Raw genomic sequence first — 11,858 nt, 5'->3', positions numbered from 1 at the left:
CGAACCCCTAACCTCTTGATCCGTAGTCAAACGCTCTATCCAATTGAGCTACGGGCGCATATGGTGCCGAGGGCGGGGGTCGAACCCGCACGGTGGTCACCCACCGCAGGATTTTAAGTCCTGTGCGTCTGCCTGTTCCGCCACCCCGGCATGTCATACTGAAAATTGGAGCGGAAGACGGGATTCGAACCCGCGACCCCAACCTTGGCAAGGTTGTATTCTACCACTGAACTACTTCCGCAAGACATGTTTGAGTTATTTTATTAAAAGTGCGGGTGAAGGGAGTCGAACCCCCACGCCAAAGGCGCTAGATCCTAAGTCTAGTGCGTCTGCCAATTCCGCCACACCCGCATATTTCATTAAAATGGTGAGCCATGAAGGATTCGAACCTTCGACCCTCTGATTAAAAGTCAGATGCTCTACCAACTGAGCTAATGGCTCTTGCAATAAAAACTGGTGCCGACTAGAGGACTTGAACCCCCAACCTACTGATTACAAGTCAGTTGCTCTACCAATTGAGCTAAGTCGGCTAAATGGTGGAGGATGACGGGATCGAACCGCCGACCCCCTGCTTGTAAGGCAGGTGCTCTCCCAGCTGAGCTAATCCTCCGAATTGCCTGGCAACGTCCTACTCTCACAGGGACAAGGTCCCAACTACCATCGGCGCTAGAGAGCTTAACTTCCGTGTTCGGTATGGGAACGGGTGTGACCTCTCTGCCATCATTACCAGACTGTATTCATTTAAGACAAGAATTATTATAACTCATTTACTTTTGAAAGTCAACAAGTTTTTTATATTCTTTCAAAACTAGATAACATTGCTTCATATTATATGGTTAAGTCCTCGATCTATTAGTATTCGTCAGCTCCACATGTCACCATGCTTCCACCTCGAACCTATCAACCTGATCATCTTTCAGGGATCTTACTAGCTTACGCTATGGGAAATCTCATCTTGAGGGGGGCTTCATGCTTAGATGCTTTCAGCACTTATCCCTTCCGCACATAGCTACCCAGCTATGCCCTTGGCAGAACAACTGGTACACCAGCGGTGCGTCCATCCCGGTCCTCTCGTACTAAGGACAGCTCCTCTCAAATTTCCTGCGCCCACGACGGATAGGGACCGAACTGTCTCACGACGTTCTGAACCCAGCTCGCGTACCGCTTTAATGGGCGAACAGCCCAACCCTTGGGACCGACTACAGCCCCAGGATGCGATGAGCCGACATCGAGGTGCCAAACCTCCCCGTCGATGTGGACTCTTGGGGGAGATAAGCCTGTTATCCCCGGGGTAGCTTTTATCCGTTGAGCGATGGCCCTTCCATGCGGAACCACCGGATCACTAAGCCCGACTTTCGTCCCTGCTCGACTTGTAGGTCTCGCAGTCAAGCTCCCTTATGCCTTTGCACTCTACGAATGATTTCCAACCATTCTGAGGGAACCTTTGGGCGCCTCCGTTACACTTTAGGAGGCGACCGCCCCAGTCAAACTGCCCACCTGACACTGTCTCCCGGGTCGATAAGACCCGTAGGTTAGAATTTCAATACAGTCAGGGCGGTATCCCACCAGCGCCTCCACCGAAGCTAGCGCTCCGGTTTCAATGGCTCCCGCCTATCCTGTACAAACTGTACCAAAATTCAATATCAGGCTACAGTAAAGCTCCACGGGGTCTTTCCGTCCTGTCGCGGGTAACCTGCATCTTCACAGGTACTATAATTTCACCGAGTCTCTGGTTGAGACAGTGCCCAAATCGTTACACCTTTCGTGCGGGTCGGAACTTACCCGACAAGGAATTTCGCTACCTTAGGACCGTTATAGTTACGGCCGCCGTTTACTGGGGCTTCAGTTCAGAGCTTCGCTTACGCTAACCCCTCTCCTTAACCTTCCAGCACCGGGCAGGTGTCAGCCCCTATACTTCGCCTTACGGCTTCGCAGAGACCTGTGTTTTTGCTAAACAGTCGCTTGGGCCTATTCACTGCGGCTTTCCGTTAAGAAAGCACCCCTTCTCCCGAAGTTACGGGGTCATTTTGCCGAGTTCCTTAACCAGAGTTCTCTCGCACACCTTAGGATTCTCTCCTCGCCTACCTGTGTCGGTTTGCGGTACAGGCACCTTTTATCTCGCTAGAAGCTTTTCTTGGCAGCGGGGAATCAAAGACTTCGCTCCATAAGGAGCTTCCCCATCACAGCTCAGCCTTCACGATAAGCGGATTTGCCTACTTATCAGCCTAACTGCTTGGACGTGCACAACCAATCGCACGCTTCTTCTATCCTTCTGCGTCCCTCCATTGCTCAAACGATAAAGAGGTGGTACAGGAATATCAACCTGTTGTCCATCGCCTACGCCTGTCGGCCTCGGCTTAGGTCCTGACTAACCCTGAGCGGACGAGCCTTCCTCAGGAAACCTTAGGCATTCGGTGGACGGGATTCTCACCCGTCTTTCGCTACTCATACCGGCATTCTCACTTCTAAGCGCTCCACCAGTCCTTCCGGTCTGACTTCACTGCACTTAGAACGCTCCCCTACCACTGATACCATTGGTATCAATTCGCAGCTTCGGTGGTGTATTTAGCCCCGGTACATTTTCGGCGCAGAGTCACTCGACTAGTGAGCTATTACGCACTCTTTAAATGGTGGCTGCTTCTGAGCCAACATCCTAGTTGTCTAAGCAACTCCACATCCTTTTCCACTTAATACACACTTTGGGACCTTAGCTGGCGATCTGGGCTGTTTCCCTCTTGACTACGGATCTTATCACTCGCAGTCTGACTCCTAAGGATAAGTCATTGGCATTCGGAGTTTGACTGAATTCGGTAATCCGATGAGGACCCCTAGTTCAATCAGTGCTCTACCTCCAAGACTCTTACACTTAAGGCTAGCCCTAAAGCTATTTCGGGGAGAACCAGCTATCTCCAGGTTCGATTGGAATTTCTCCGCTACCCACACCTCATCCCCGCACTTTTCAACGTGCGTGGGTTCGGGCCTCCATTCAGTGTTACCTGAACTTCACCCTGGACATGGGTAGATCACCTGGTTTCGGGTCTACGACCACGTACTAAACGCCCTATTCAGACTCGCTTTCGCTGCGGCTCCGCCTCTTCAACTTAACCTCGCACGGGATCGTAACTCGCCGGTTCATTCTACAAAAGGCACGCCATCACCCATTAACGGGCTCTGACTATTTGTAGGCACACGGTTTCAGGATCTCTTTCACTCCCCTTCCGGGGTGCTTTTCACCTTTCCCTCACGGTACTGGTTCACTATCGATCACTAGGGAGTATTTAGCCTTGGGAGATGGTCCTCCCAGATTCCGACGGAATTTCACGTGTTCCGCCGTACTCAGGATACATTCAAGAGAGAACGAAGTTTCGACTACGGGGTTGTTACCCTCTGTGACGGACCTTTCCAGGTCGCTTCGTCTACCTCGTTCCTTTGTAACTCCGTATAGAATGTCCTACAACCCCAAGAGGCAAGCCTCTTGGTTTGGGCTAGATTCCGTTTCGCTCGCCGCTACTCAGGAAATCGCATTTGCTTTCTCTTCCTCCAGGTACTTAGATGTTTCAGTTCCCTGGGTCTGTCTTCCATACCCTATGTATTCAGGTAAGGATACCATACCATTACGTATAGTGGGTTTCCCCATTCGGAAATCTTCGGATCAAAGCTTACTTACAGCTCCCCGAAGCATATCGGCGTTAGTCCCGTCCTTCATCGACTCCTAGTGTCAAGGCATCCACCGTGCGCCCTTTCTAACTTAACCAAACTAAAATTAAAAAAATATGAGCTACACTGTTATCTAGTTTTCAAAGAACATACATTTAAACTTGAGAGATAGTTCTCTCAAAACTGAACGAAACAAAACAAGTCAACGTTTATTGATGAACTGCGTTCATCAATTCTCCATAGAAAGGAGGTGATCCAGCCGCACCTTCCGATACGGCTACCTTGTTACGACTTCACCCCAATCATCTGTCCCACCTTAGGCGGCTGGCTCCATAAAGGTTACCCCACCGACTTCGGGTGTTACAAACTCTCGTGGTGTGACGGGCGGTGTGTACAAGGCCCGGGAACGTATTCACCGCGGCATGCTGATCCGCGATTACTAGCGATTCCAGCTTCATGTAGGCGAGTTGCAGCCTACAATCCGAACTGAGAACGGTTTTATGAGATTAGCTCCACCTCGCGGTCTTGCAGCTCTTTGTACCGTCCATTGTAGCACGTGTGTAGCCCAGGTCATAAGGGGCATGATGATTTGACGTCATCCCCACCTTCCTCCGGTTTGTCACCGGCAGTCACCTTAGAGTGCCCAACTTAATGATGGCAACTAAGATCAAGGGTTGCGCTCGTTGCGGGACTTAACCCAACATCTCACGACACGAGCTGACGACAACCATGCACCACCTGTCACTCTGCTCCCGAAGGAGAAGCTCTATCTCTAGAGTTTTCAGAGGATGTCAAGACCTGGTAAGGTTCTTCGCGTTGCTTCGAATTAAACCACATGCTCCACCGCTTGTGCGGGCCCCCGTCAATTCCTTTGAGTTTCAGCCTTGCGGCCGTACTCCCCAGGCGGAGTGCTTAATGCGTTAACTTCAGCACTAAAGGGCGGAAACCCTCTAACACTTAGCACTCATCGTTTACGGCGTGGACTACCAGGGTATCTAATCCTGTTTGCTCCCCACGCTTTCGCGCCTCAGTGTCAGTTACAGACCAGAAAGTCGCCTTCGCCACTGGTGTTCCTCCATATCTCTACGCATTTCACCGCTACACATGGAATTCCACTTTCCTCTTCTGCACTCAAGTCTCCCAGTTTCCAATGACCCTCCACGGTTGAGCCGTGGGCTTTCACATCAGACTTAAGAAACCACCTGCGCGCGCTTTACGCCCAATAATTCCGGATAACGCTTGCCACCTACGTATTACCGCGGCTGCTGGCACGTAGTTAGCCGTGGCTTTCTGGTTAGGTACCGTCAAGGTGCCAGCTTATTCAACTAGCACTTGTTCTTCCCTAACAACAGAGTTTTACGACCCGAAAGCCTTCATCACTCACGCGGCGTTGCTCCGTCAGACTTTCGTCCATTGCGGAAGATTCCCTACTGCTGCCTCCCGTAGGAGTCTGGGCCGTGTCTCAGTCCCAGTGTGGCCGATCACCCTCTCAGGTCGGCTACGCATCGTTGCCTTGGTGAGCCGTTACCTCACCAACTAGCTAATGCGACGCGGGTCCATCCATAAGTGACAGCCGAAGCCGCCTTTCAATTTCGAACTATGCAGTTCAAAATATTATCCGGTATTAGCCCCGGTTTCCCGGAGTTATCCCAGTCTTATGGGTAGGTTACCCACGTGTTACTCACCCGTCCGCCGCTAACTTCATAAGAGCAAGCTCTTAATCCATTCGCTCGACTTGCATGTATTAGGCACGCCGCCAGCGTTCATCCTGAGCCAGGATCAAACTCTCCAATAAAGTTAGTTTGTCTAGCATCTAAAAATAAAAATTGACGTTTACGTTGTTTGTTTCGTTCAGTTTTCAAAGAACTACTTAGTCGCTCATTTGCGACTTCCTTATGTTAACATCTTCATTTTTCGATGTCAACTAAGTTTTTCAATTTCTTTTTTGTCGTTTTCTGCGTTTCCGCATCAGCGACGGTTATTAATATATCATGTGGAAAAATGAAATGCAATAGTTTTTCTAATAAAATTTTCAACTTAGTAAGAAAGCATAAAAACAGCACCTTTCTTCTATATAAGTATAGTTTTTTAATTTGGCATCCATTCAACGAGCAATAATCTCACTTTCTTTTTAATAGAAGGTTTCTCTCCCCTCAAATAAAGAAATAAAAAAAGCTTTGGAGAAATCTCCAAAGCTTAGTCTTGTTTATGGCGCATAGCTGGGAATAATAGTACGTCACGAATAGATGGTGCGTTTGTTAATAACATAACAAGACGATCAATACCGATTCCTAATCCGCCCGTAGGAGGCATACCATACTCAAGAGCTTCGATATAGTCATCATCCATCATATGAGCTTCATCATTACCTTGCTCACGCTCTTTTAATTGAGCTTCAAAACGTTCCTTTTGATCGATTGGATCATTTAACTCAGTGAATGCATTCGCATGTTCACGAGCAACAATGAATAATTCGAAACGATCTGTGAATCGTGGATCTTCATCATTCTTTTTCGCAAGTGGTGAAATCTCTACCGGATGACCGTAAATAAATGTCGGTTGAATTAATTTATCTTCTACTTTTTGTTCGAAGAATTCATTAATAATATGACCAACTTCCATTGTATCCTTAATTTCTACATTATGTTCTTTTGCAAGTTCACGCGCTTCTTCTACACTCATTGGATTCCAGAAATCCGCTCCAGAGTGTTGCTTAATTGCATCTACCATATGAAGACGTGTCCATTCTGGTTCTAGATTAATTTCATAATCACCATATTGGATTGTTGTTGTACCCAATACTTTTTTCGCGATATGAGCAACCATATTTTCTGTTAGTTTCATAATATCATTATAATCAGCGTACGCTTCATATAATTCAATCATCGTAAACTCAGGGTTATGACGAGTTGATACACCCTCATTACGGAATACACGGCCGATTTCATAAACTTTTTCTAATCCGCCCACAATAAGACGTTTTAAATGAAGTTCAATTGCGATACGCATATACAATTCCATATCTAACGCATTATGGTGCGTAGTGAAAGGACGAGCAGATGCTCCACCTGCAATCGCGTGCATCATAGGCGTTTCTACTTCAAGATAACCGTTGTCATCTAAATATCTTCTCATTTCACGAATGATTTTACTACGGGTAACGAACGTTTCACGGCTTTCCATACTTGTAATTAAGTCTAAGTAACGTTGACGGTAGCGTTGTTCAACATCTTTTAATCCATGATATTTATCCGGTAATGGACGAAGAGATTTCGTTAAAAGTGTAAATCCTGTTGCTTTTACTGAAAGTTCTCCAACGTTTGTTTTGAACACTTTACCTTCAATACCTACTAAGTCCCCTAAATCTGCTGTCGTAAATAACTCGTACTCTTCATCTCCAACAGTATCTTTACGAACATAAATTTGAACTTGCCCCTGTAAATCTTGAACGTGCGCAAATCCCGCTTTTCCTTTACCGCGTTTTGTCATAATACGACCAGCGATAGAAACAGTGATTTCTTTCTCTTCTAATTCTTCTTTAGAGAATTCTCCATATAGACTTACTAAGTCCGTTGTTGAATTTGTGCGTTCAAATCGTTTACCGAACGGATCGATTCCTTGCTCACGTAAATTATGTAGCTTTTCACGACGAACAAGCAATTGGTCGTTTAATTCTTCGTGGTTCATGTTATCCATGATATTGATATCACTCCAGCTCTATTAAATTTTACAATATATACAGTATAGCATTTTCTACTCAACTAGAAAAACTGCCAGCAACCAACTGGCAGTTCTTCTTTCTTTCACGTAATTATAGGAAGTGTATAGAAGAATGTCAATCTCCTATGTCCCCTTATTAACCAACATAAATTGTTTGTTGTTTCGCTTCTACTTCTTCTACAAATGCACCTAATAAATTCGCAAGGTCCTCACGTGTGTTACAAATATTGATACCATTGCGCACACTTGCATTACCACGAACACCTTTTAAATACCAAGCTGCATGCTTTCTCATCTCTCTTACAGCGACATTTTCGTTCTTTAAATCGATAAGACGATCTAGATGCAACATACATACATCAATTTTCTCACGCACTGTTGGTTCCGGCATTAATTCACCTGTCTCTAAATACTTTACCGTACGATAAATCATCCACGGGTCTCCAAGAGCAGCGCGACCAATCATAACTCCATCTACACCAACTTCATCAAGCATACGCTTTGCATCTTGCGGTGTTTCTACATCACCATTTCCGATAACCGGGATATTCACAGATTGCTTTACTTGTTTAATAATATCCCAATCCGCTTTCCCTTCATACATTTGCACTCGTGTACGTCCATGAACTGCTACAGCTTGCCCACCAGCACTCTCAACAGCTCTAGCGTTTTCAACTGCAAAAATATGATCTTCATCCCAACCAATACGCATTTTAACTGTAACTGGTTTTTCAACTGCATCTACAACTGCCGCTACCATCTCATATATTTTATTTGGGTCTAAAAGCCACTTTGCTCCCGCATCACACTTAGTGATTTTCGGTACTGGGCAACCCATATTAATATCAATAATATCTGCTGTCGTATATTTATCTACGTATTTCGCAGCATCTACAAGAGTTTCTTTCTCTCCACCAAAAATTTGTAAACTTAATGGCTTTTCTCTCTCATCGATATATAACATATCTAATGTTCTTTTGTTATTAAGTAATATTGCCTTATCACTTACCATTTCAGCACAAACTAGACCTGCACCAAATTCTTTTACTGTCAAACGGAATGCAGAGTTACACACTCCCGCCATCGGTGCTAGTACAACTGGATTTTTCATCTCAATATTTGCAATCTTTAACACCCGACTTACTCCTTCCTTTACGGTCACTTTGGCATCAATTCGTCTATTGAAACGTTTAATGTTTTAGCGACTTCTACTACAAAATCTTGGGAAGGTGATCTATTGCCCCTCTCAACTTCACCTAAAACCGATACAGATACCCCTAATTCTTTCGCAAAACCTTCTTGCGTATAGCCTTTTAGCTTTCGAAAAGCACGAATGCGTCTTCCCCATTTTTCTGCTTCCATACCGTTACTCCCTCTCGCCTTTTCATTTCTTCTACTTGTGAACGTGAAATGTTTTGTTTTATATCTTGATTAATCTCTAACAACGGAACGATAACAAAAGCTCTTTCGAACATCCGCGGATGCGGAACAATAAGATTCTCTGCTTCAATATTTTCTTGATTATATAGTAAAATGTCAAGGTCGATGGTCCTCGGGCCCCATCTAATTTCCCTTTTTCTTCCTAGGTCATTCTCTACCTTTTGCGTTACTTTCAATAATTCTTGCGGTGATAAATTGGTAGAAATTTTTATAACTAAATTTAAAAAGCAATTTTGGTCAGTATAGCCAACCGGATCAGTTTCATATACAGACGAAACATCATCGACTTGGATATGCTGGTTTTTATTTAAAAACTGAATTGCTTCAGTTAAATAAATATAACGCTCCCCAATATTCGAACCTAATGCAATGTACGCTATATTATTCATGGACGTTCTCTCGTAATTTCTACCGCTACAGCACGATAATGCCCCGGTATCGGCGGATCTGGTTTAATTACCTTAATTGTACATTGTGAAATACCCTCATATTGTTTCAATATATCTGTAGCGATATTTTCAGCGATACTTTCTACAAGCTTATACGTTCTATCTTCAACAACTTTTCTACATAGTTCGAAAAGCTCCCCGTAATTGACAGAATGCTCTAAGTCGTCACTTTCTCCTGCACGTTTTAAATCCAACTCCACCGTTAAATCGACTTTAAATCTCTGACCCAATTTATTTTCTTCCGGGAATACACCATGATAACCGTAAAACTCCATATCATGGATATAAATTTTATCCAATTACTTTGCCCCCTTACCAATCATTGCATCCATCATCTTAGCCATACGCGCCATTTCTTTCACATCATGAACACGGATAAACTCACAGCCCTTTTCAATACCAAGACAAACGGTAGCGCCCGTTCCTTCAAGACGTTCCTCCACTGGTAAATCTAATACATGGCCAATAAAGGACTTTCTTGAAGTACCTAATAGTACTGGGTAACCCAGTACATTTAACTGCTCTAAATTACGCATCGCTTCTAAATTTTGCTCAGGTGTTTTCGCAAAGCCAATACCTGGGTCTAAAATAATATTCTCATCTCGCACGCCCGCATCTTTAGCAATTTTAATACTCTCATACAAATCAGCAATCATATCAGCCATTAAATTGCGGTAGTTCATATTATCTCGGTTATGCATTAAGATAATAGGCACATCATAATAAGCTGCAACTTCAGCAATCTTCGGTTCAGCCTTCGCTCCCCAAATATCATTAATAATATGAGCACCAGCTTCAATCGCTTGTTTCGCAACTTCAGCTTTATACGTATCAATAGAAATAGGTAGCTTTGCTTCTTTTGACACTGCCTGAATCATTGGAACAACTCGCTTTATTTCTTCTTCTACTGAAACTTTAGCGAAACCCGGTCGAGTAGATTCGCCGCCAATATCAATAATATGAGCACCTTCATTTTTCATTTCTTTCGCATGTCGCACTGCAGCATCTACTTCGTTGTAACTCCCACCATCAGAAAATGAATCTGGCGTTACATTTAAAATCCCCATAATTAATGTCTTTTCATTTAAGTTCAATGTATATTCGCCGCAGCGCAAATCATAATCCCACTTCAAACTACACATCTCCTCTTCGCAATTCATTTCTGCTCCACAATTTCTCTCTCTGCACTCCATAAAGATCCATAAGTCTTTTTGTAACCACTCCCACTTTACCCGGGAAATCTTTCTCCTCTATACGATAAAGGGGGACAATCTCTTGAATAGAGTTCGTTACGAACACTTCATCCGCTGAAAGCAATTCATCTTTTGTAAAGAAACCTTCCTTTACTTCTATATCTAGCTCTTCAGCAGCCTTTATAATAAACGCACGAGTGATTCCGTTTAAAATCCCTGTTTCTAATGAAGGAGTATATAAAATATCCCCTTTAACAAAAAAGAGATTCGAAACAATACCCTCTGCAACATAACCTGTTTCGGTAAGAAAAATACCTTCCTTATTCACAACATTTCCAATTTCGCGTTTCCCTAAAATATTATTTAAATAATGATGGGACTTCAAGCGAAATGCACCCTCTGGTGTATTTCTCACTTGCTTTAACATAACTCCTTCTTTTTCCACTACATTCCCTGGAGCTGCTAAAGGTTTTATAAAAACAATAACAGACGGTTCTTCATATACTTCCGTTTGTAATCCTATTTCATCTATACCCGCCGATACATTTAAGCGCACATATGCATGCTTTAACCCATTCTTAACGAGTAGATTCTTTAAAATAAGCATCACTTCATCTTTTGTCATTGTCCATTTGATTTGCAATATATCGAGCGCACCCATTAAGCGTTCATAATGATCATCCAATAAAAAGGGATGACCATTATAAATACGAAACGTCTCAAAAACCCCAAGCCCATATAGGTAACCGTGGTCATACGGAGAAATTTTCGCTTCACTCGCTTCTACATACGTGCCATTTACGTAAATTAACACGATGTCACACTTGGGCTATATTTGCGAATGAAATTCTGTAGCAACTCTTTCCCGTGAGAAGTCATAATAGATTCCGGATGGAATTGTACCCCTTCAATCGGCAACGTTTTATGACGAAGCGCCATAATTTCACCTTCTTCAGTCCAAGATGTTATCTCTAAACAATTCGGTAACGTCTCTTTTTTTACGATAAGAGAGTGATAACGTGTCGCGGTAAATGGATTTGGAATATCAGAAAAAATCGTCTGCCCATCATGATGCATTAAAGATGTTTTCCCATGCATCAAACGCTCTGCCTTGACAACATCCCCTCCAAATACTTGTGCAATGGATTGATGTCCAAGACAGACCCCAAAAATCGGAAGCTTACCTGCAAAATATTTAATAACATCCATACTGATTCCCGCCTCATTAGGGCTACATGGACCTGGCGAAATCATTAAAAAATCCGGTTTCATATTCTCAATATCCGAAATAGTCACTTCATCATTACGCTTAACAACAAGCTCTTGTCCAAGTTCCCCAAGAAACTGCACTAAATTAAATGTAAAAGAATCATAATTATCAATCATTAATATCATTTCT

Annotated in this window: 8 protein-coding genes, 7 tRNA genes and 3 rRNA genes (1 of these 18 running past the window's edge); all 18 read right to left on the bottom strand. The window is 43.7% G+C overall.

The genetic code is table 11. The annotated features are described in order from the left end of the window. Nucleotides 1-58, bottom strand: a tRNA-Arg gene (locus tag MHI07_RS00480); it reaches 16 nt to the left of the window's first position. A gap of 3 nt (nucleotides 59-61) precedes the next feature. Further along, nucleotides 62-150, bottom strand: a tRNA-Leu gene (locus MHI07_RS00475). A gap of 16 nt (nucleotides 151-166) precedes the next feature. Further along, nucleotides 167-241 (bottom strand) — tRNA-Gly (locus MHI07_RS00470). Nucleotides 242-270: 29 nt separating this feature from the next. Further along, nucleotides 271-351, bottom strand: a tRNA-Leu gene (locus MHI07_RS00465). A gap of 14 nt (nucleotides 352-365) precedes the next feature. Beyond that, a tRNA-Lys gene (locus MHI07_RS00460) sits at nucleotides 366-441 on the bottom strand. A gap of 13 nt (nucleotides 442-454) precedes the next feature. Further along, nucleotides 455-530: transfer RNA gene (locus MHI07_RS00455), tRNA-Thr, on the bottom strand. A 4-nt stretch (nucleotides 531-534) separates the two neighbouring features. Next, a tRNA-Val gene (locus MHI07_RS00450) sits at nucleotides 535-610 on the bottom strand. A gap of 5 nt (nucleotides 611-615) precedes the next feature. Further along, nucleotides 616-731, bottom strand: a 5S ribosomal RNA gene (gene rrf, locus MHI07_RS00445). Nucleotides 732-832: 101 nt separating this feature from the next. Then, nucleotides 833-3,754, bottom strand: a 23S ribosomal RNA gene (locus tag MHI07_RS00440). Between the two features lie 146 nt (nucleotides 3,755-3,900). Next, a 16S ribosomal RNA gene (locus tag MHI07_RS00435) occupies nucleotides 3,901-5,452 on the bottom strand. Together the 16S, 23S and 5S rRNA genes with 7 tRNA genes alongside form the textbook arrangement of a ribosomal RNA operon. Before the next feature lie 401 nt (nucleotides 5,453-5,853). Continuing rightward, nucleotides 5,854-7,353, bottom strand: a complete 1,500-nt coding sequence (gene lysS, locus MHI07_RS00430; RefSeq protein ID WP_002159620.1) for a lysine--tRNA ligase — start codon at nucleotides 7,351-7,353, stop codon at nucleotides 5,854-5,856. Between the two features lie 160 nt (nucleotides 7,354-7,513). Continuing rightward, entirely contained in the window at nucleotides 7,514-8,512 is a 999-nt protein-coding gene (dusB, locus tag MHI07_RS00425; protein ID WP_340821426.1) for a tRNA dihydrouridine synthase DusB, read from the bottom strand. Nucleotides 8,513-8,535: 23 nt separating this feature from the next. Next, nucleotides 8,536-8,739 carry a helix-turn-helix domain-containing protein gene (locus MHI07_RS00420; protein ID WP_002009706.1) on the bottom strand — a complete coding sequence of 68 codons (204 nt, stop codon included), beginning with the start codon at nucleotides 8,737-8,739 and terminating at the stop codon, nucleotides 8,536-8,538. Then, the gene (gene folK, locus MHI07_RS00415; protein ID WP_002144510.1) at nucleotides 8,691-9,206 is read right to left on the bottom strand and encodes a 2-amino-4-hydroxy-6-hydroxymethyldihydropteridine diphosphokinase; all 516 of its coding nucleotides are present in this window, start codon (nucleotides 9,204-9,206) and stop codon (nucleotides 8,691-8,693) included. Before folK ends, MHI07_RS00420 begins: the two co-directional genes overlap by 49 nt. After that, nucleotides 9,203-9,565, bottom strand: a complete 363-nt coding sequence (gene folB / locus MHI07_RS00410) for a dihydroneopterin aldolase (protein ID WP_002159624.1) — start codon at nucleotides 9,563-9,565, stop codon at nucleotides 9,203-9,205. Before folB ends, folK begins: the two co-directional genes overlap by 4 nt. After that, nucleotides 9,566-10,426, bottom strand: coding sequence for a dihydropteroate synthase (gene folP / locus MHI07_RS00405; protein ID WP_002107320.1), 861 nt, complete (start codon nucleotides 10,424-10,426; stop codon nucleotides 9,566-9,568). Continuing rightward, nucleotides 10,401-11,273 (bottom strand): aminodeoxychorismate lyase, encoded by an 873-nt coding sequence (gene pabC / locus MHI07_RS00400; RefSeq protein ID WP_215580348.1) that lies wholly within the window; start codon nucleotides 11,271-11,273, stop codon nucleotides 10,401-10,403. The genes folP and pabC overlap by 26 nt, the downstream gene beginning before the upstream one ends. Beyond that, nucleotides 11,267-11,854, bottom strand: coding sequence for an aminodeoxychorismate/anthranilate synthase component II (gene pabA / locus MHI07_RS00395; protein WP_340826857.1), 588 nt, complete (start codon nucleotides 11,852-11,854; stop codon nucleotides 11,267-11,269). The genes pabC and pabA overlap by 7 nt, the downstream gene beginning before the upstream one ends. Between the last annotated feature and the right edge of the window lie 4 nt (nucleotides 11,855-11,858).

The organism is Bacillus sp. FSL H8-0545, assembly GCF_038006105.1.
Classification (GTDB): domain Bacteria; phylum Bacillota; class Bacilli; order Bacillales; family Bacillaceae_G; genus Bacillus_A; species Bacillus_A cereus_U.
The sequence above is the reverse complement of the archived record's forward strand: the minus strand, read 5'-3'. Positions and strand labels throughout refer to the sequence as shown.